General features: G+C 68.7%; 18 protein-coding genes. 11 read left to right on the top strand and 7 right to left on the bottom strand.

Annotation, left to right across the window (positions count from 1 at the left end; genetic code table 11):
* Together RJ1_RS22415 and RJ1_RS22410 are read left to right on the top strand one after the other, a co-directional pair.
* A complete protein-coding gene (locus RJ1_RS22415) occupies positions 1-1,143 on the top strand; it encodes a class I SAM-dependent methyltransferase (RefSeq protein WP_073364084.1) in 1,143 nt (380 codons plus the stop codon).
* Between the two features lie 164 nt (positions 1,144-1,307).
* Positions 1,308-2,162 (top strand): Bax inhibitor-1/YccA family protein, encoded by an 855-nt coding sequence (locus RJ1_RS22410; protein WP_174695011.1) that lies wholly within the window; start codon positions 1,308-1,310, stop codon positions 2,160-2,162.
* A 116-nt stretch (positions 2,163-2,278) separates the two neighbouring features.
* Here RJ1_RS22410 and RJ1_RS22405 read toward each other — a convergent pair whose 3' ends face one another.
* Both RJ1_RS22405 and RJ1_RS22400 read right to left on the bottom strand, forming a co-directional pair.
* On the bottom strand, positions 2,279-3,496 hold the full coding sequence (locus RJ1_RS22405; protein WP_073364080.1) for an acetyl-CoA C-acetyltransferase: 1,218 nt from the start codon (positions 3,494-3,496) through the stop codon (positions 2,279-2,281).
* A 108-nt stretch (positions 3,497-3,604) separates the two neighbouring features.
* Positions 3,605-4,627 carry an SGNH/GDSL hydrolase family protein gene (locus tag RJ1_RS22400; protein WP_073364078.1) on the bottom strand — a complete coding sequence of 341 codons (1,023 nt, stop codon included), beginning with the start codon at positions 4,625-4,627 and terminating at the stop codon, positions 3,605-3,607.
* Between the two features lie 138 nt (positions 4,628-4,765).
* On the opposite strand from RJ1_RS22400, the gene RJ1_RS22395 reads away from it, so the two are divergent.
* The 4 genes from RJ1_RS22395 (at position 4,766) to ilvA (ending at position 9,295) form a co-directional block, all read left to right on the top strand.
* Entirely contained in the window at positions 4,766-6,151 is a 1,386-nt protein-coding gene (locus RJ1_RS22395) for a cystathionine beta-synthase (RefSeq protein WP_005238969.1), read from the top strand.
* Positions 6,152-6,244: 93 nt separating this feature from the next.
* A complete protein-coding gene (locus tag RJ1_RS22390) occupies positions 6,245-6,796 on the top strand; it encodes a hypothetical protein (protein WP_073364076.1) in 552 nt (183 codons plus the stop codon).
* A gap of 21 nt (positions 6,797-6,817) precedes the next feature.
* Positions 6,818-7,990, top strand: coding sequence for a cystathionine gamma-synthase (locus RJ1_RS22385; protein ID WP_073364074.1), 1,173 nt, complete (start codon positions 6,818-6,820; stop codon positions 7,988-7,990).
* 72 nt (positions 7,991-8,062) lie between these two features.
* A complete protein-coding gene (gene ilvA, locus RJ1_RS22380) occupies positions 8,063-9,295 on the top strand; it encodes a threonine ammonia-lyase (protein WP_073364072.1) in 1,233 nt (410 codons plus the stop codon).
* Between the two features lie 16 nt (positions 9,296-9,311).
* On the opposite strand, the gene RJ1_RS22375 is transcribed toward ilvA, so the two are convergent.
* Positions 9,312-10,082, bottom strand: coding sequence for an FAD:protein FMN transferase (locus RJ1_RS22375; RefSeq protein WP_073364070.1), 771 nt, complete (start codon positions 10,080-10,082; stop codon positions 9,312-9,314).
* 25 nt (positions 10,083-10,107) lie between these two features.
* Positions 10,108-10,299 (bottom strand): hypothetical protein, encoded by a 192-nt coding sequence (locus RJ1_RS22370; RefSeq protein ID WP_073364068.1) that lies wholly within the window; start codon positions 10,297-10,299, stop codon positions 10,108-10,110.
* A 163-nt stretch (positions 10,300-10,462) separates the two neighbouring features.
* Here RJ1_RS22370 and RJ1_RS22365 point away from each other — a divergent pair, with 163 nt between their 5' ends.
* Together RJ1_RS22365 and RJ1_RS22360 are read left to right on the top strand one after the other, a co-directional pair.
* Complete coding sequence (locus RJ1_RS22365) at positions 10,463-12,325, top strand: YecA family protein (protein WP_073364066.1); 1,863 nt, start codon at positions 10,463-10,465, stop codon at positions 12,323-12,325.
* 148 nt (positions 12,326-12,473) lie between these two features.
* Entirely contained in the window at positions 12,474-13,823 is a 1,350-nt protein-coding gene (locus RJ1_RS22360) for a bifunctional lytic transglycosylase/C40 family peptidase (protein ID WP_073364063.1), read from the top strand.
* Positions 13,824-13,900: 77 nt separating this feature from the next.
* On the opposite strand, the gene greA is transcribed toward RJ1_RS22360, so the two are convergent.
* Both greA and RJ1_RS22350 read right to left on the bottom strand, forming a co-directional pair.
* On the bottom strand, positions 13,901-14,395 hold the full coding sequence (greA, locus tag RJ1_RS22355) for a transcription elongation factor GreA (RefSeq protein ID WP_005238978.1): 495 nt from the start codon (positions 14,393-14,395) through the stop codon (positions 13,901-13,903).
* A 227-nt stretch (positions 14,396-14,622) separates the two neighbouring features.
* Positions 14,623-15,048, bottom strand: coding sequence for a DUF4307 domain-containing protein (locus RJ1_RS22350; RefSeq protein WP_073364061.1), 426 nt, complete (start codon positions 15,046-15,048; stop codon positions 14,623-14,625).
* 190 nt (positions 15,049-15,238) lie between these two features.
* On the opposite strand from RJ1_RS22350, the gene mca reads away from it, so the two are divergent.
* Genes mca through RJ1_RS22335 form a run of 3 tightly spaced genes read left to right on the top strand, consistent with a single transcriptional unit; the run spans position 15,239 to position 18,467 of the window.
* Positions 15,239-16,117 carry a mycothiol conjugate amidase Mca gene (gene mca, locus RJ1_RS22345; protein ID WP_073364177.1) on the top strand — a complete coding sequence of 293 codons (879 nt, stop codon included), beginning with the start codon at positions 15,239-15,241 and terminating at the stop codon, positions 16,115-16,117.
* Positions 16,114-16,434, top strand: a complete 321-nt coding sequence (locus RJ1_RS22340) for a hypothetical protein (protein WP_073364059.1) — start codon at positions 16,114-16,116, stop codon at positions 16,432-16,434. The genes mca and RJ1_RS22340 overlap by 4 nt, the downstream gene beginning before the upstream one ends.
* Positions 16,435-16,451: 17 nt before the next feature.
* On the top strand, positions 16,452-18,467 hold the full coding sequence (locus RJ1_RS22335; RefSeq protein WP_073364057.1) for a thioredoxin domain-containing protein: 2,016 nt from the start codon (positions 16,452-16,454) through the stop codon (positions 18,465-18,467).
* Positions 18,468-18,474: 7 nt separating this feature from the next.
* On the opposite strand, the gene trhA is transcribed toward RJ1_RS22335, so the two are convergent.
* Positions 18,475-19,143, bottom strand: coding sequence for a PAQR family membrane homeostasis protein TrhA (gene trhA, locus RJ1_RS22330; protein WP_073364055.1), 669 nt, complete (start codon positions 19,141-19,143; stop codon positions 18,475-18,477).
* Positions 19,144-19,235: the final 92 nt, after the last annotated feature.

The following is a 19,235-nucleotide window of genomic DNA, read 5'->3' as shown; positions in this document are numbered from 1 at the left end:
GTGCCCGGCTCCGAAGTGTTCGACCGGGACGCCCTGTTCTCCCGCCTGCGCCGCCGTCCCGATGTCGAGGCCCCCAACCTGGTGGCCGTCGACGCCGCCGATCGGCTGATCCTCGACGAGGCCGCGGCGGCCCTGTCGGCGGCCCGCCCGGGCACGGTCGCCGTGATCGGCGACCACTACGGCGCACTCACCCTCGGCGCCGCGGCCGGGCACGGTGCCACCGGAATCCGGGTGCACCAGGACCCGCTGACCGGCGAGCTGGCGCTGGCCGCCAACGCCGAGACGACCGGTCTGTCCGACCGCTACCGGCCGTCCGCGCTGGGCGAGGAACTGCTCGGCGGCGCGACGGTCGTGCTGATGCAGCTACCCCGGAGCCTGAGCGAACTCACCGAGATCGCCGAGGCGATCGCCCGCTACGCCGACCCGTCCGTCGCCGTCTACGCCGGTGGCCGCGACAAGCACATCTCCACCGCCATGAACGACGTGCTCGGGCGCTCCTTCTCCGCCGTCCGCGCATCCCTCGGCAGACAGAAGTCGCGGGTGCTGATCGCGAGCGGTCCGGAGGCGGTGACGGCGCCGACGTACCCCGTCACCGATCACCTCGCCGAGCTCGGTCTGGACGTCGTGTCGTACGGCGCCGCGTTCGCCGGCGCCAAACTGGACATCGGAACCCGGTACCTCCTCGACTTCCTACCCCGCGTGAACCCCCGCGCGCGGACCGCCGTCGACCTCGGATGCGGAACGGGCATTCTCGCCGTCAGCCTGGCCAAGCTGCTACCGGACGTGTCGGTGATCGCCACCGACCAGTCCTCCGCTGCAGTGGCGTCGGCGGCGGCCACCGCACGCGCCAACGGACTCGACGACCGGGTGAGCACGCTGCGCGACGACGCCATGTCCAGCCTCGGCACCGACAGCCTGGACGTCGTCCTGTGCAACCCGCCGTTCCACGTCGGCGCCGCCGTCCACACCGGCGGTGCGTCGAAGATGTTCGCCGAAGCCGGACGCGTGCTCCGGCCCGGCGGCGAGTTGTGGACCGTATACAACTCCCATCTCGGGTACCGGGGCCGGTTGCAGCGGCTCGTCGGACCCACCGACGTCGTCGGGCGCAATCCCAAGTTCACCGTCACCCGGTCCGTGGCCTGACCGCCACGCCGGACCGGCCTCGTCTGGCGAGTGTCACCGGGGCACCGGTAGAGTCCGAATTGTCCGACCCGAAAGCGACGAACGGGAACTTGCGGTGGGTGCGGGACGTTCAACGTACAAGAAACCCGGATCCACCCGGCGAGCCACGAGAAGGGATGTGCACGGTGCGCACCACCAGTAACCCGGTGTTCCGCAACCTGCCCAAACAAGAGGGCAGCGGCGGATACGCCTCGTTCGGATCTACGACGGCCGGCGCCGCGCAGGTCACGCAGCAGTTCGGTCAGCCGCAGTACACCCAGGCCGAGCCTTACCGGACCGGCCCCGACTACCGTTCGATGACCATCGACGACGTCGTCACCAAGACGGGCGTCACGCTCGGCGTGCTGACGGTGTCGGCGATCATCTCCTACTTCCTGGTGAGCAACAACGCGGACCTCGCGGGCCCGCTGGTCATCGGTGGCGGCCTCGTCGGTCTCGTGCTGGTCCTCGTGGCCACCTTCGGCCGCAAGATGGACAACCCCGGCATCGTTCTCGCCTACGCGGTGGCGGAGGGCCTGTTCCTCGGCGCCCTGTCGTTCATGTTCACCGACGTCACGTTCGGCGGAGTCGGGGGAGCGGCGCTCATCGCCCAGGCCGTGCTCGGCACGTTCGGTGTGTTCTTCGGCATGCTCGTCGTCTACAAGACCGGCGCCATCCGGGTCACGCCCCGCCTGACGCGGATGATCATCGGCGCTCTCATCGGTGTCGTCGTCCTCGTCCTCGGCAACGTGATCGCCAGCTTCTTCACCGAAGGCGGCCTCGGCCTGCGCGACGGCGGTCCGATCGCCATCATCTTCAGCCTCGTCTGCATCGGCATCGCCGCGTTCAGCTTCCTGCTGGACTTCGACGCCGCCGACCAGCTGATCCGCGCCCAGGCGCCGGAGAAGGCAGCGTGGGGCGTCGCATTCGGACTCACCGTCACCCTGGTGTGGCTGTACGTCGAGATCCTGCGACTGCTGAGCTACTTCAACAGCGACTAACAGCAACTGACGAAGGCCCCCGTGAGCAATGCTCTCGGGGGCCTTCGGCGCTTCGCGCCCGTGCGTGGTTGACGAGTCTCTGCACTCGCTAACCACGCACGAGCGGCGGAGCCGCCTCAGCTCAGGCGCTCGAGGACCATCGCCATACCCTGCCCGCCGCCGACGCACATGGTTTCGACGCCGAACGTCTTGTCCTGCTCACGCAGGTTGTTGAGCAGGGTGTTGGTGATGCGGGCACCGGTCATGCCGAACGGGTGGCCGAGGGCGATGGCGCCGCCGGAGATGTTCAGCTTGTCCTCGTCGATCTTCAGTTCGCGGGCCGAACCGAGGACCTGCACCGCGAAGGCCTCGTTGATCTCGAACAGATCGATGTCGGAGATGGACTTGCCCGCGAGGGCGAGCGCCTTCTTGACGGCCTCGATCGGGCCGAGGCCCATGATCTCCGGCGACAGGCCCGACACGCCGGTCGACACGATGCGCGCCAGCGGGGTCAGGCCGAGGGCCTTCGCCTTCGTGTCGGACATGATCACCAGCGCGGCGGCGCCGTCGTTGAGCGGGCACGCATTGCCGGCGGTGACGGTACCGTCCGGCCGGAACACCGGCTTGAGCTGGCTGATGCCCTCGTAGGTGGTGCCGGCGCGGGGGCCGTCGTCGGTGGACACAACGGTGCCGTCGGGGAGGATGACCGGGGTGATCTCCCGCTCGAAGAAGCCGTTCTTGATGGCCTCCTCCGCGCGGTTCTGGGACCGGACGCCCCACCGGTCCTGCTCCTCACGGCTGATGCCGGTGGCCGAGGCGACGTTCTCCGCGGTCTGGCCCATGGCGATGTAGACGTCGGGAATCTGATCGTTCTCGCGCGGGTCGGTCCACGCAACACCGCCCTCCGCGAGCTTCGCGGTCCGCGCCTCGGCGTCGGCGAACCGCGCGTTCTTGGTGTTCGGCAGGCCGTCGGCGTTGCCGGTGACGAAGCTGGACACCGACTCGACACCGGCGGAGACGAACACGTCGCCCTCGCCGGACCTGATCGCGTGCAGCGCCATGCGGGTGGTCTGCAGCGACGACGAACAGTAGCGGTTGACGGTGACACCGGGCAGGAAGTCGTAGCCCAGTTCCACCGCGACGACCCGGGCGATGTTGAAACCCGACTGTCCGGCGGGCTGACCGCACCCGAGGAGCAGGTCGTCGATCTCGGTGGGGTCGAGCTCCGGCACCTTCGCCAGCGCCGCGGCCACCATCTGCGTCGTCAGATCATCCGGGCGGATGGTCTTCAGTGAGCCCTTCATGGCTCGGCCGATCGGTGAGCGTACTGCGGAGACGATGACTGCCTCGGGCATGGAAACTCCTTTGTCAACTGCGGGGGGCCTGGACTGTGTTTCAGACCACCCGTTCTGTGGCCTTCCCGACAACTTACGTTGCCGGATGACCGCGTGGACATGGCTATCTCACTCAGCGATCCGTTGCGCCCTCGACGCGGAGGCCTCCTCGATCGCGAGGAGGTCGTCGAGGCGGCCGGGTGACCGCCGCCGGGCGTCGCGCCGCCACAGAAAACGATTGAGCGACGCCGTCATTCGGGTCGACAGCTTGCGGGACTCCGCGGCCTCCGACACCTCGGGCAGGTCGGGGAGTGGGCCGCCGTGCCACATGCCCAGCGCGGTCGCGAGCACGGGCACGATCTGGATCGCCGCCAGTTCGTACCCCGCCGCCGACGGGTGGAAGTGGTCGGAGGAGAACATTCGATCGGGGGCCGCCAGGAACTCGGGCGCCAGCAGGTCGGCCAGCGCCACCGGATGGCCCCCCGCCGCGCTGGTCGCCGCCGCCTGCGCACGTGCCAGCCGCAACCCCCACGTCCGGACGACGGTGCGCAGCGGTTGCGGGATCGCGGTCACCACCCCGAGGTCCGGGCACGTCCCGACCACGACGGCGCAATCGTGTTTTCGCAATCGCTCGACCGCGTTTCCCAGCCGGCGTGCCGACGCCCGGATGGAGTTCTTGGCCGTGACATCGTTCGCGCCGACCAGGATCACCGCGGCGTCCGGCGGCGGTCCGGCCACGAACATCGCGTCCACCTGCCCACTGAGTCCGCGCGACGTGGCGCCGCCGATGGCCTTGGTACTCAGCCGGATCCGCTTCCCGGTCTCGTCGGCGAGGCGCGTCGCGATCTGCACGCCGGGCGCTTCCTCGGCTGACACACACCCCACCCCCGCGGCCGTCGAGTCGCCGAAGATCATCAAGTGGACGTCGTACCGGGTGGTCCGCAGCCAGCGTTCGGGAACCGGGACGCCGGGGGAGTAGACGCCGTCGGCCTCCGGCGGCTTGGCGACGTTGCGTCCGATCACACCCCGGGCCGCCGTCGCCTGGGACATCAGATACGAATACGCCACCCACGACAACGTGCCTGCGCTCGAACCTGCCACGACAGCCGTGGCGCCGGCCTTCACTCCGGTCTGCCAGGTGCTCTTGGGCACTGGTCTCACCTTTCCGCTACCTGGTGCTCATCTCACGGGTGGTTCCAGCGGACTGCGTCCGTACCAATCTAGTCGGATCAGGGTCCCCGTGCCGGACGTCCGTGAGCATCGGATCAGGGCATCTGGGAGCATGGAGGCATGCGCATCGCGGAACACGTCGTCGACCTGATCGGCAACACCCCTCTCGTCAAGCTCTCTTCCGTCATCGGTGAGAATCACGGGACCGTTGCAGCCAAGATCGAATACCTCAACCCGGGTGGAAGCTCGAAAGACCGCATCGCGGTCAAGATGATCGACGCCGCGGAGGCGTCGGGCGAGCTGAAGCCGGGCGGGACCATCGTCGAGCCCACGTCCGGCAACACCGGGATCGGCCTCGCCCTGGTGGCACAGAAGCGCGGATACAAATGCGTGTTCGTCTGCCCCGACAAGGTCAGCGAAGACAAGCGCAACGTTCTCAAGGCTTACGGCGCCGAGGTGGTGGTGTGCCCCACCGCGGTCGCGCCCGAGCATCCGGACAGCTACTACAGTGTCTCCGACCGCCTCGCCCGCGAGCTCCCCGGCGGCTGGAAGCCCAACCAGTACTCCAACCCGGGCGGCCCGCAGAGCCACTACGAGACCACCGGCCCCGAGATCTGGGCCGACACCGACGGCAAGATCACCCACTTCGTCGCGGGCGTCGGCACCGGCGGCACCATCACCGGCACCGGCCGCTACCTCAAGGAGGTGTCCGGCGGCAAGGTGAAGGTCATCGGCGCCGACCCCGAGGGTTCCGTCTACTCAGGTGGCACCGGGCGTCCGTACCTGGTCGAGGGCGTCGGCGAAGACTTCTGGCCGACCGCCTACGACCCGTCCATCCCGGACGAGATCATCGCCGTGTCCGACGCCGACTCCTTCGAGATGACCCGCCGTCTCGCCCGCGAAGAGGGCCTGCTGGTCGGCGGCTCGTGCGGCATGGCCGTCGTCGCCGCACTCGAGGTCGCCAAGCGTGAGGGCCCCGACGCCGTCATCGTCGTCCTCCTCCCCGACGGCGGTCGCGGCTACCTGTCGAAGATCTTCAACGACAAGTGGATGGCGTCCTACGGATTCCTCCGCACCCCGCTCGACGGCAAGCCTGACGAGAAGACCGTCGGCGACGTCCTGCGCGGCAAGTCCGGCGAGCTCCCGGACCTCGTCCACACACACCCGTCCGAGACGCTGCGCGACGCCATCGAGATCCTCCGCGAGTACGGGGTGTCCCAGATGCCCGTCGTCGGCGCCGAGCCGCCCGTCATGGCCGGTGAGGTCGCGGGCAGCGTCACCGAGCGCGACCTGCTCAGTGCCGTGTTCGAGGGTCGCGCACACCTCGCGGATCCGGTCGAGAAGCACATGAGCAAGCCGTTCCCGCTCATCGGTTCGGGTGAGCCGGTGTCGGCCGCCACCAAGGCGCTGGGCGACACCGACGCGCTGATGGTCGTCGACGACGGCAAGCCCGCCGGGGTCATCACCCGCCACGACCTCCTCGGTTTCCTCAGCGCCGGCTCCTAGCCGACACGTCGGGGCGAGACTGGTCCCTGCTGCGCGCGGAACGTACGGTGCACAGCAGGGTGCCGGTCCGGTGGTCGTGAGGGGGAAATCGCTGTGAGTGCTCGTCTACGCCGTGGCCTGGTGGTCCCGGTCGCTGTGCTCGGGTTCGCCGCCGCCGGTTGCGGGAGCAGCATCGAGGGCGAAGCGGTCGCGCAGTCGGGACCGTCGGACGTCGGCTCGGTGTCGTCACCGGGGTCCGGCTCGGTGTCGTCGCCGGGGTCGACTGTGTCCACCGACTGCGCCGCGCTGACGAAGGCGCTCGGGCGGCTCGTGTCGGACCGGCCACACCTCACTGAGGCCGTCCTCCCCGGATCGATCGATCCGACCTGCTCGTGGTCCAAGGGACCGACCAACGTGATGAGCACGATCACCGCGTCGGTGAAGCCTCAGGTCACCGACCCGGCCGTCCTCGTCGAGATGCGGAACGGGACGAACGTCGTGCCCGACCCACGGTCCGCGCAGTTCGGCGGGGTGGTCCTCGACGTCGTGGCGATGGCCCTGCTCACACCCGAACACAGCATCATCGTCAACGCGCTCGACCCCTCCGTCAGCGACGCGACCAAGCTCGACGTCGCCTTCGCCATCGCGGAGTATCTGGAGAATTAGGTCCCCACTAGGCTGGGGGCCATGAGTGAGCAGCGCAGCAAAGCGGACAACATCAGCTGGCAGGGTTTCTCCACCAAGGCCGTGCACGCCGGATTCGACCCGGACCCGCAGACGGGCGCCGTCAACGTCCCGATCTACGCGAGTTCGACGTTCGCGCAGGACGGCGTCGGCGGCATGCGGAACGGATTCGAGTACGCCCGCACCGGCAACCCCACCCGACGACCGCTCGAGGCCAACCTCGCAGCCCTCGAGTCGGGTACGTACGGTCGCGCCTTCGGTTCGGGCATGGCCGCCACCGACTGCCTGCTCCGCGCCGCACTTCGCCCCGGCGACCACCTCGTCATCCCGAACGACGCCTACGGCGGCACGTTCCGCCTGATCGACAAGGTCTTCACCCAGTGGGGCATCGAATACACGCCCGCCGCCGTGTCCGACGTGGACGCCGTCCGCGAGGCGATCCGTCCCAACACCAAGCTCGTGTGGGTCGAGACGCCCACCAACCCGCTTCTCAACATCGGCGACATCGAGGCGCTGTCCGACATCGCGCACGAGGCCGGGGCGAAGATCGTCGTCGACAACACGTTCGCGTCGCCGTACCTGCAGCAGCCGCTGCAGCTCGGTGCCGACGTCGCGCTGCACTCGACCACCAAGTACATCGGCGGACACTCCGACGTCGTCGGCGGCGCACTCGTCACCAACGACGAAGAGCTCGACACGGCGTTCGCATTCCTGCAGAACGGTGCCGGTGCCGTCCCCGGACCTTTCGACGCGTTCCTCACCCTCCGCGGCATCAAGACCCTGTCCCTGCGCATGGAGCGCCACAGCGACAACGCCGAGAGGGTCGTCGAACTGCTCACCGGCCACTCCGCGGTGTCGCAGGTGATCTACCCCGGCCTCGAATCGCACCCCGGCCACAAGGTGGCCGAGAAGCAGATGCGCCGCTTCGGCGGCATGATCTCGGTGCGCCTCGCCGGCGGCAAGCAGGCCGCGCTGGACTTCTGCTCGCGCACCGAGATCTTCACGCTGGCCGAGTCGCTGGGCGGCGTCGAGTCGCTGATCGAGCACCCGGGCGCCATGACCCACGCCTCCACCGCCGGATCGCTGCTCGAGGTCCCGGACGACCTGGTGCGCCTGTCCGTCGGCATCGAAGACGCCGCCGACCTCGTGGGCGACATCGAGCAGGCGCTGAAGTAGGCGCCTCCGGCGCCCGTGCGTAGGTGACGAGCCTCTGGACTCGTTAACCACGCACGGGGCGCGGAGCGCCCTATGCTGGCCCGCGTGGAGCCTGTCACGCTGGATCAGATCAGAGCAGCTCGGAAGCTGCTGGACCCCGTCATGCGCCGGACACCGGTGATCGCGTCCCGGGCGCTGTCGGAACGGTGCGGGCACGTCGTCACCCTGAAGTGCGAAAATCTGCAGCGCACAGGGTCTTTCAAACCGCGCGGTGCGTACAACCGGATCGCGAATCTGTCGGTGGCGGAACGGGCGTGCGGGGTGGTGGCGGCCAGCGCCGGCAATCACGCGCAGGGGGTGGCCTGGGCGGCCACGGAACTGGGCATCCCGTCCACCGTCTTCATGCCCACCGGGGCGCCCCTCCCGAAGCTCGTCGCCACCAAGGCGTACGGCGCCACCGTCCACCTCACCGGAGACACGGTGGACGACGCGCTGGTCGCGGCGAAGAAGTTCGCGGACGAGACCGGCGCCGTCCTGATCCATCCGTTCGATCACGCCGACATCGTCGCGGGGCAGGGGACCGTGGGACTCGAGATTCTCGAGCAGGAACCCGACGTCGGGACCGTCGTCGTCCCGACCGGGGGTGGCGGCCTGATCGCGGGTATCGCCGCGGCCGTGAAGGCCAGCCGCCCCGACGTGCGGATCGTCGGCGTCCAGGCCGAGCAGGCGGCCGCGTGGCCGCGTTCGCTGGCCGAGGGTCGCCCGATTCCGCTGGAGAGCATGTCGACGATGGCGGACGGTATCGCGGTCGGCAGGCCCGGCGACGTGCCGTTCGCGCACGTCGGCACTCAGGTCGACGCCATCGTCACGGTCAGCGAGGATGCCCTGTCCCGGGCGCTGCTCCTGTGCCTCGAACGCGCGAAGCTGATCGTGGAGCCTGCGGGTGCTGCGGCTGTGGCCGCGCTGATCAGTTGCTCGACGGAAGAAATGGGGCTCACCGGGAAGGTGTGCGCGGTGCTGTCCGGCGGCAACATCGACCCGCTGCTGCTCACCCACGTCGTCAACCACGGTCTACGGGCGGCGGGACGGTATCTCGGTGTGCACGTGACCATCCCGGACCGACCGGGTGGTCTGGTCAGCCTCCTCGGCGTGGTCAGCGGCAACGGCGCCAGCGTCGTCGACGTCGTCCACTCCCGCACCGGCGGCGCGCTCGCGCTCGACGAGGTGGAGGTGTTTCTCACCGTCGAGACCCGCGGTCCCGGTCACCGGCAGGATCTCCTCGACGCACTGCGCGACGCCCGGTACACGGTCCGCCTGCAGGAGTAAACCCGCTAAACCCGACCTAGCTCGGCCACCCACCGAGGGTGATCACCCGGAACTCCTGGTCCACCAGCCGCGCGGGTAGCTCGAGGTTGGTGAGCCAGTCGATGGCGCCGCCGCCCATCCCCACCGCCGCAGTACTCGACGCGTGCGCGGTGGTGCACGACTCGGCCACCACGGATACGGTGCGCCACAACGAGATCGAGTCGGGGTGCAGCGGTTTGACGGTGCTGGCGGTCGCGACGGCCGCACCCGACGGGATCGACACCTGGCAGGTGGGGTCGCCGGGCAGGTCCTGGACCTGCACCTGCCAGCCGCCGGGCGGTGTGGTCCCGGCGGTGGCGATGTCTCCGCCGAGGGCCACCAGCACGCCGCACCCGAGCAGCTCCGCCGTCGTCGATGCGCAGTGATCGGCCGAACTCGCGCGCGCCGTTGCCGTCAGGTCGAGTTCCACGCCGGCGGGAAGCGTGACCTCGGTGCCGTCGACCGTGATCGACCGCCACGCGTGGGACGCGGGCGCCGATGCCGTGGGGTCGAGTGCGCCCTCGGTGGTGCGCGCTGCGGCGAGGGCGTCGGCGAGGAATCGCGCGAACATCGGCGTGACCGTGTTCCGCCCCTCTTCGAGCGAGCGGATCTCGGCGTCCGCGCGGTCGCGATTGACGGCGGCGTCGGCGGCCGCAAGGTATCCGCGGATCAGGTTCGACGCCGAACTCAGCGAGTCGGGGTCGGTGACGACGATGCGGGCGTGGACGCCCCAGGTAGACCATTCGGTTGCGCTTCGTGCGGTGGTCATGTGGTCGATCTCCGGTCGCGGTGGCTCAGGAGCCGCTGGACACGGCGTCCGGTGCGCCGAATCCGGCCGAGACGAGGGGCGCCGCCACCGTCGAATCGGGGGTCGCGGGGTCGGCGGCCGCCGCCATACCGCCACCGGCGACGAGTCCGGCGATACCAGCTGCCGCCAGGACGCGGCGAACGGGAAGCAGGCGGGTGATCCGTCGGTCTTCACTCATGCCGACCAGCTTCCCCGACGAACCTTAGAACAACCTGGGAAGATTCTGTCTCTCCTCGCCGAGTGCGCAGTCGTGCAGCGCATGCCCGGCGTGTCGTCCGCAGATGTGCGCAGTCGTGCCCGACAGCCGCCGCCGTGACGGAGTCGTCACTACGATTCGATCCGTGATCGCAGACCATGACGAACTGCTCGATGCCGCTCTGGGTTTGCTGCGGGAGCGCGGCCCCCTTTCCGACCGCGAGCTGGCAGACGCGCTCGCGGATTCGGGCCGGGGTCATATCAACGACCTGCTCGTAGACGTGGTGGACCTGGACGCGCCGCTTCTCGGATATCTCCCCGACGGCCGAAACGTCGCGCTCGACATTCTGCTCGCGGGACGCGTCCTCACGCACCGCCTCACCGCGCAGGAGATCTCGGCCGACGTCGTGGAGATGGACGACTTCGGGCCGCTCCTGCTTCTCGGATCCGGGGAGCCCGACGTCGATGGCTTCGAGGTGGTGTTCTTCGACGAGGACGCTGACACGTTCGCCGATGAGGCGGCGCTCGTCCTTCCTCCGGGCACCCTTGCGCAGTGCTCTCCCGGAGACCTTCTCGCGCTGTCGACGTCGAACACCGGCGTGCACCTCGACTTCGTCGACGGGCCGGTCGCGGTCGCTCCCGATCTCGCCCTGCGGTTCACCCAGCGGCTGACCGAGAGCGCGGTAGTCGATGTGGAAGAGGAGGTCTGGCAGCTCCTGGTCGACGATCCGGCGGCGTTCACCGTGCAGACGTTCCCATTGGCGGAAATAATCGAGAACGCCGGCTTCGACCGTTCCGGGAAACTTGTCGCCCCGCGCGGATTCGATTTCGAGGAGTACCGGAACGATCAGGTGCTCCGCCTGTACGCGGACCGCCTGGGGGTGCCGGTGGAGGCGGCACCGGCCGTCGCGCTGCTCGTTACCCTCGTCGCGGCTCTCACCGAAGGCGACCACCAGGACATCGAAGAACGCTTCTTCGGACAACCGGAGCTCTACGCGGGCCTGGCCGATCCTGCAGTCGTGGAGGTCGCGGCAGACGAGCTGTTCGACGGCGACGTGGACCCGAGCGTGATACTGCACGCAGCGGATCTGCTGCTCATGCTGGGACCCCGGAACGTGAAAGCCGCCGCGTCCTGGCTCGCCGGCCGCGCCACCGAGAGGGAGGGCTTCCCGGAAGACGCCGAAGAACACTACGAACATGCTCTCGTCGTGGATGGAGCGTTCGATCCCGCCCTCTTCGACCTTGCCCGTTTCGCTTCGGATCGCGGTGACGCCGTCCGCGGACTGTCGTTGCTGAATCGGATGGCCGGCGGGGACGTGGAGACGCTGCACGCCGTGCTCGAACGCTTCCAGCCGACTCCCAGGCCGGGGCTGGGCCGAAACCATCCCTGCTGGTGCGGGTCGGGGAAGAAGTACAAGATGTGCCACCTCGGAAAGGGCGACCATCCGTTGTCCGAGCGGGCAGCATGGCTGTACCAGAAGGCGAAGCTGCACGCGGAGGAGCTCGGTTGGCGGGACCAGATCTTCGAGTTCGCCGAAATTCGATCCGAGTACTGGGCCGGGGACTCAGCGCTGGTCGAGGCGTTGGACGACCCGCTGGTCGCCGACGTCGCCCTCTTCGAAGGCGGTGCGTTCGCCGACTTCGTCGACAGCCGAGGCGACATGTTGCCCGCGGACGAGTTCGCACTCGCACGACAGTGGCAGGAGGTCGAACGGTCGGTGCACGAGGTGGAGGAGGCCCGGCCCGGTGAGGGCCTGACGCTGCGGGATCTGCGTACCGGAGACCGGCGAGAAATCAGGGAACGTGCCGCGAGCCGGCAATGGGGCGTCGGGAATCTGATCTGTGCCCGCGTCGTCCCGGCCGGTGACACGTGGCAGATCTTCGGGGGAATCGAACCGATCTCGCCGGCTCAGCGCGCACAACTGCTCGAGGCGTTGAACGACGACACCACAGACCCGGCCGACCTGGTCGAGATCCTCAGCGAACGTTTTGCGCCCGTGCGTGGGTGACCGCCCAGCGGTGTGATTCGTCATCTTCCGTTCTCCCGCAGGTCACGGTAGGAATCCGAGCAATCCGGCAGAATCGCCTCGCACCTGCTGTGCCCCGTCGTAACGTGAACTCACTCGGTTAGGTGCACCGAGGAGGAGGAGCGCACGTATGTCAGTTGATGCAGCGGCGATCATCGTGGCGATCACCACCGCAGCGGGGGCCATCGTTCAGGGAGCGGACATACCGCAGCCGGTGAAAGATCAAGCAGCCGAAGCAATCCAGGTGGTCGAGCAGGCCTCACCCGACGTTCAGAAACAAGTAAACGACGCACTGTCAACCCTCCCCGAACCGGCCCGCGTGCAGGCCGAGCAGATGGTTGCGCAGGCCTCGGATGTCGTGAAGCAGGCAACCGACCCGTACATTCCGCCACCGCCCGCTGTCGAAGCGGCGCCGCCGCCCGGCCCGGTCGCACCGCTGGTGCTCCCGGACACACCCCTCGACCAGCCCCCTGTAATGAGCGCCCCCGACGTCGGAACCGCGATCGGGGGCCTCGCCGCTCTGCCCGGTGTTCCGGCCCTCATCAGCGGGCTTGGATCGCTGATCCCGTCGGTCCCCGCCGGCTTTCCCGGTGTCTCACTCGCACCGGTCGGCGCCATCGCGGTCTTCGCCCCGTGGATCCGCAAGGCCGGATCGCTGTGCGAGGGCATCAAGCCGCCGACGCTGGCGGCCCTGTACTCGGTCGAGAACGGCTTCCGGTACGGCGCGACGTCGCCCGTGTCCCGCGCAGGCGCCCGCGGACCCGGCCAGTTCATGCCCGCGAGCTGGGCCAAGTACGGCAAGGACGCGGACGGCGACGGCAAGGTCGACATCAACGGCGTCGCCGACCCGATGATGGCGTCCGGTCAGATGCTGTGCGACCTGTTCGGGCAGATCGAGGGCTGGAAGAAGGAGGGGGTGGTCAAGGGCGACACCCTCGACCTCACGATCGCCGCCTACAACGCCGGCGCGGGAGCGGTCCGGACCACCGGCGGCATGCCTGCCGGAAAGTTCGACTACGAGCACGAAACCCAGCCGTACGTCGCGCGGATCCGTTCGCTCGAAGAATCGTTCGCACGGATGCTGTCGCCGTTCTTCTACGGTGCCGCCGCAGGTGACACGAGCCGTGTCGTCGAAGCGGCCATGCGGTTCATCGGATTGCCGTACGTGTGGGGCGGCGGCAACATCAACGGGCCGTCGGGTGGCGGATTCGACTGTTCGGGACTGACCTCGTTCGCCGTGTACGCCGCAACCGGCGTCAAACTGCCCCGCACGTCGGAGACGCAGTGGAATGTCGGTGTCGAGGTGCCGCTGTCCCAGGCCAGGCCCGGGGATCTGCTGTTCGGCAACTGGCAGTCGGGTGGGCCGGGGCACGTGGCGATCTACGTCGGCAACGGCCAGATGCTGCACGCGCCCACCACCGGAGACGTCGTGCGCATCGGACCTGTGTTCGCCGACATGAAAGCCCGCCGAGTCTTCTGAGTCACACAGGAATCAATGCACAAAACTCCGGCCCGGGCACTGGGCCCGGACCGGAGTTTTCGGCGGTGGATCCGAGATCAGCTGTGGTAAGGCTCCGCGCTGACGAGCGTCACCTTCATGCTGCTGCCGTTGGGCAGCGTGTATTCGCGGGTCTCGCCGACCTTCGCCTCGAGCAGTGCGCCACCCAACGGGGAGTTGGGGGAGTAGACCTCGAGCTTGTTGTCGCGAGCACCCTCTTCACGGGTGGCGATCAGGAAGGTTTCGGTGTCCTTCTCGTCGCCGTCGTAGTAGACCTTCACCACGGAACCGGGCAGTGCGACACCGGACTGGGTGGGGGCCTCGCCGACCTTCGCGCTGTTCAGAAGTTCCTGAAGCTGGCGGATGCGGGCTTCCTGCTGGCCCTGCTCTTCGCGGGCCGCGTGGTAGCCGCCGTTCTCCTTCAGATCGCCCTCTTCGCGACGCTCGTTGATCTCGGCGGCGATGACCGGACGATTGGCAATGAGCTGGTCGAGTTCGCTCTTGAGCCTGTCATGTGACTCCTGGGTCAGCCAGGTCACCTGGGTCTCGGTCATCTCGATCACTCCCTCGTAGTTGGAGCCGCCGGGCTCCCTCGACAGACCACTGCAACAGCAGTGATCAACGGCTCGGCGGATTCGACGGCCGTAGCCGTGCGGAGTTCCGCCTTGCCGCCAATGCAGCAATACACGGTTCCAAACCGGAACCGTGTATCAGGCGATTCTAGCACGATCGGGGAGTGCAGCCCCCGAATAACCCGAACGGTCGCTCGGGTGCGGGGGTGTCAGCCGCCGGTGAGATAGGCGGGAACGTCCAGGCTGCAGCCGTAGATGTCGCCCATGGCAGGCGGCCGCGACGTGTAGACGGGTGCGGTGACCTTCACTGTCTGATCCTCGCCGCCGGCGATGAAGACCTCGCGACGGCCGGTCTCGGAACCGTCCTTGGAACGGGAGCGGACGATGCAGACCGCGTCCCGGGACGGATCCTGGCGCGTGACGGTGAAGGTGATGTCGAGCTGCGAATCACTTACCAGATCGAACGACGTGGCTTCACTGTCGATCTCGGAGACGGCGAACTTGTCGTAGGCGACGAACGCCACGATCACGCCGACCACCACGACAGCTGCGGACAGCGCCCACACGAGCCAGCGCTTCGGGCGCGCAGGCTTTGCCGCGGCTGTGTATCGGCCCGGGGGAAGCGTTCTCGTCATCTCTCAACTCTCGTACCGCTCCGGTTCCCTGTAACTCACAGCACTCGAGCGGGGGCACGGCTGCAAGCGGAACTCTCGGGTGGAACTATAGAGGACGTGCGTCAGTGCGCCGTCAGCGATGGCGGGGGCGAGAGCGCGCGACACGGACAAGCCGGCAACGGCTACTGGCGAAGTTGAGGTGAACGAATACGTGAGCGGATTCCGGCTCATGGCCGTCCATGCCCATCCCGACGACGAGTCGAGCAAGGGCGCCGCGACAACGGCCCGTTACGCCGCAGAGGGCAACGAAGTGAAGGTCGTGACGTTGACCGGTGGTGAACGTGGCGACATCCTCAACCCCGCGATGGACGTGCCCGGGGTGCGGGACCGCATCCACGAGGTGCGCATCGAGGAGATGGCCGAAGCGGCACGCATCCTCGGCGTCCAGCACCAGTGGCTGGGATTCGTCGACTCCGGTCTGCCGGAGGGCGACCCGAAGCCGCCGCTGCCGGAGGGATGCTTCGCGCTCGTTCCGCTCGAGGAGTCGACCGAGGTGCTGGTGCGCGCGATCCGCGAGTTCCGCCCGCACGTCATGACCACGTACGACGAGAACGGCGGCTACCCGCACCCCGATCACATCCGCTGCCACGAGGTGTCGATGGGCGCGTACGAGGCCGCCGCCGACCCCGAGCAGTTCCCGGACGCCGGGGAGCCGTGGCGGGTGCAGAAGGTCTACTACTCGCACGGCTTCATCCGGAAGCGTCTCCTGCAGTTCCAGGAGGAGTACGACCGCCGCGGTGAAGAGTTCCCGATGGCCGAGTGGCTCAAGAAGTGGAAGACCGAGCAGGGTGACCTGATGGCGCGTGTCACCACGCAGATCACGTGCGGCGACTACTTCCCACAGCGGGACGACGCGTTGCGGGCCCACGCCACCCAGATCGACCCGAACGGTTCGTTCTTCGCGGTTCCGCTCGAGATCCAGCAGAAGATCTGGCCCACAGAGGAATTCGAACTGGCCAAGACCCGGGTCACCACCTCCATCCCGGAGAACGATCTGTTCGCGGGTATCACCGAGGACGGCCGGCAGTGAACGCGTTGACGGTCAGCATCGTGACCGGCGCGGCGGACGTCCTGGCGCAGACGCCGAGCACTCCGTCCGGTCCCGAGTTCGGTAAGGCGTCGCCCATCGGCCTCGTCGTGATTCTCGCGCTGCTCGCGGGTGTCGTGCTGCTGGTGCGTTCGATGAACAAGAAGCTCAAGAACCTGCCCGAGACGTTCGAGCCGGAGCATCCCGAACCCGACCAGGAAGTGGACGAGGGCACCGACCGCGGCGCGATTCACGGTGGCGGCGCGAGCACGACCGAACCGCCGAAGCCCACGGACACCCCGCCCAACCTGCAGAAGTAGTCGAACAGGAGCTGGAGATGGACCCACGCGCACAGAACACACTCGGTGGGTCCACCAGCCCCTATCTGCGACAGCACGCCGACAACCCCGTGCACTGGCAGCAGTGGGGTCCGGAGGCGACCGAGTGGGCGCGGGAGCGGGACGTCCCGATCCTGTTGTCGATCGGGTATTCGGCGTGCCACTGGTGCCACGTCATGGCTCACGAGTCCTTCGAGGACGAGTCGGTCGCGTCGCTGATGAACGAGCATTTCGTCTGCGTCAAGGTCGACCGCGAGGAGCGGCCCGACCTCGACGCCGTGTACATGAACGCCACGGTCGCGATGACCGGTCAGGGCGGCTGGCCGATGACGTGCTTCCTCACCCCGGACGGCGCCCCGTTCTACTGCGGCACCTACTACCCGGCCGAGCCCCGCGGTGGCATGCCGTCGTTCACCCAGCTGCTGGGGGCCATTGCCGACACGTGGCGTGACCGCCGCGGCGACGTCGACGAGGCAGCGGGTTCGGTGGTCGCCGAACTGCGGCGCGGAGCGGGCGGCATCCCGGAGGGTGACGTCCGGGTGGATGCGGCCCTGCTGGACGCGGCCGCCGGGAGCGTGCGCAGCGACGAGGACGCCGAGCGCGGCGGATTCGGCGGTGCCCCCAAATTTCCGCCGTCCGCGCTGATGGAGGGCCTGCTCCGCACCTACGAGAGGTCCGGCGACGAGGCAGTGCTCGGCGTGGTGCAGCGCACTGCGTCGGCGATGGCCCGCGGTGGCATCTACGACCAGCTCGGCGGCGGATTCGCCCGCTACTCGGTCGACGCCGCATGGGTGGTGCCGCACTTCGAGAAGATGCTCTTCGACAACGCCCAACTGCTACGTGCGTACGCGCACCTGGGTCGCCGCACCGGCTCGGACCTGGCCGTCCGTGTCAGCGAGGAGACCGTCGAGTTCCTGCTGCGCGATCTGCGCACCGCGAACGGGTCGTTCGCGTCGGCCCTCGACGCCGACACCGAGGGCGTCGAGGGACTCACCTACGTGTGGACCCCGGAACAGCTCGTCGAGGTCCTCGGGCCCGAGGACGGGAAGTGGGCGGCGGGTGTGTTCGCAGTGACTCCCGCCGGGACGTTCGAGGCCGGCACCTCCGTCCTGCAGCTTCTCCGCGACCCCGACGACCGGGACCGCTGGCGCCGGGTGCGGGACGCGCTTCTCGCGCAGCGCGCGACACGGCCGCAGCCCGGGCGCGACGACAAGGTGGTCACCGCGTGGAACGGCCTCACGATCACCGCGCTCGCCGAGGCGGGCGCGGGACTCGGCAGGCCGGAGTGGGTGGACGCCGCCGCGGAGTGCGCGCGAGCCGTCCTCGGACTGCACGTCGTCGACGGGCGACTGCGGAGGGCATCCCTCGGAGCTACCGTCGGCGAGTCGGCCGGGGTACTCGAGGACTACGCCTGCCTGGCGACGGGGCTCCTCGCGCTGTACCAGGCGACCGGCGACACCGAGTGGCTGAAGCCCGCGCAGGCGCTGCTGGACCGGGCGTTGATCCACTTCGCCGACGGCGAGAGGCCCGGCAGCTGGTTCGACACCGCTGACGACGCGGAGACGCTGGTGACCCGACCCCGTGACCCCGTCGACGGAGCGACGCCGTCCGGGGCGTCGTGCCTGGCCGAGGCGCTGCTCACCGCGGCTGCGATGGCCGACCCGGAGGCATCGGGACGGTATGCGACCGCCGCCGCGCACTCGCTCGACCGGGTGGCGCTGCTCCTGCAGCGCGCACCGCGATCCGCCGGGCACTGGCTCGCGGTGGCCGAGGCGTCGGTGCGCGGCCCGATCCAGGTGGCCGTGGCCACCGACGGCGAGTCCGCGTTGCTCGAGGAGGCACACAGGCTCGCCCCCGGCGGTGCCGTCGTGGTCGGTGGCGAACCGGACTCGTCACCCCTGCTTGCCGACCGGCCGCTGGTCGGCGGAACGTCGGCGGCGTACGTGTGCCGCGGGTTCGTCTGCGACCGCCCGGTGTCGACCGTCGAGGACCTGAGCGAGGCGTTGAGCCGGTAGCCCGGGACTACCGGAACACCACCAGCCACACGGCGACGTAGTGGCACAGCGCCGCGACCACGGTGGCGGCGTGGAAGAACTCGTGATGTCCGAACGTGGTCGGCCACGGGTTGGGCCACTTGGTGGCGTAGAGGATCGCGCCGACCGAGTACAGGATGCCGCCGATCAGGAGCAGCAGCATCGGGACGACGCCGACCTCGTGCGTCAGTTCGGGTGCAACGGGGACGATGGCCCAGCCGAGCAGCAGGTACAGCGGCACCCCGACCCAGCGCGGGGCCGTCGGCCACAACATCTTCAGCGCGACCCCGGCGAGCGCGCCCGCCCACACGACGATCAGCAGCGTCCGGCCCGTGTCGGACGGGAGTCCCAGCACCGCGAACGGGGTATAACTGCCGGCGATGAACAGGAAGATCATCGAATGGTCCGCGCGCTTCATCCAGGTGCGCGCCGAGACGGTGTTCCAGTGGATGCGGTGATAGGTGGCGCTGACCCCGAACACGCCGCACACCGTCAGGCTGTAGACGGCGGTGGCGAGCGCCGCCTGCCCGGACACCCGGATGCCCGAGACCGTGACGAGGACGATGCCGGCGATCACGGAGACGCCGAACGCCCACAGGTGGATCCACCCGCGCATTCGGGGCTTGACGGGTAGTTCGTCGAGGCCGAAAGCGGTCACTGAACACCTCTTCTCGCTGTGCGTGGAGCTAACCTACGCAACCGTAGGTTAGCGTGTTGGTGAGAGCGTACCCGTCGGTAGCGGGAAGTCGC

The sequence above is a fragment of the Rhodococcus jostii NBRC 16295 genome (assembly GCF_001894825.1).
Taxonomy (GTDB): Bacteria; Actinomycetota; Actinomycetes; order Mycobacteriales; family Mycobacteriaceae; genus Rhodococcus_F; species Rhodococcus_F jostii.
This window is presented reverse-complemented; position numbering and strand designations above follow the sequence as displayed.

Excerpts from the sequence above, each read along its gene's own strand:
- RJ1_RS22385 (WP_073364074.1), top strand. The coding sequence starts at position 6,818 with ATGAGTGAGCAGCGCAGCAAAGCGGACAACATCAGCTGGCAGGGTTTC.
- RJ1_RS22335 (WP_073364057.1), top strand. The coding sequence starts at position 16,452 with ATGGACCCACGCGCACAGAACACACTCGGTGGGTCCACCAGCCCCTAT.
- RJ1_RS22360 (WP_073364063.1), top strand. The coding sequence starts at position 12,474 with ATGTCAGTTGATGCAGCGGCGATCATCGTGGCGATCACCACCGCAGCG.
- RJ1_RS22370 (WP_073364068.1), bottom strand. The coding sequence starts at position 10,299 with ATGAGTGAAGACCGACGGATCACCCGCCTGCTTCCCGTTCGCCGCGTC.
- ilvA (WP_073364072.1), top strand. The coding sequence starts at position 8,063 with ATGCTGGCCCGCGTGGAGCCTGTCACGCTGGATCAGATCAGAGCAGCT.
- RJ1_RS22405 (WP_073364080.1), bottom strand. The coding sequence starts at position 3,496 with ATGCCCGAGGCAGTCATCGTCTCCGCAGTACGCTCACCGATCGGCCGA.
- RJ1_RS22350 (WP_073364061.1), bottom strand. The coding sequence starts at position 15,048 with ATGACGAGAACGCTTCCCCCGGGCCGATACACAGCCGCGGCAAAGCCT.
- RJ1_RS22395 (WP_005238969.1), top strand. The coding sequence starts at position 4,766 with ATGCGCATCGCGGAACACGTCGTCGACCTGATCGGCAACACCCCTCTC.
- RJ1_RS22375 (WP_073364070.1), bottom strand. The coding sequence starts at position 10,082 with ATGACCACCGCACGAAGCGCAACCGAATGGTCTACCTGGGGCGTCCAC.
- greA (WP_005238978.1), bottom strand. The coding sequence starts at position 14,395 with ATGACCGAGACCCAGGTGACCTGGCTGACCCAGGAGTCACATGACAGG.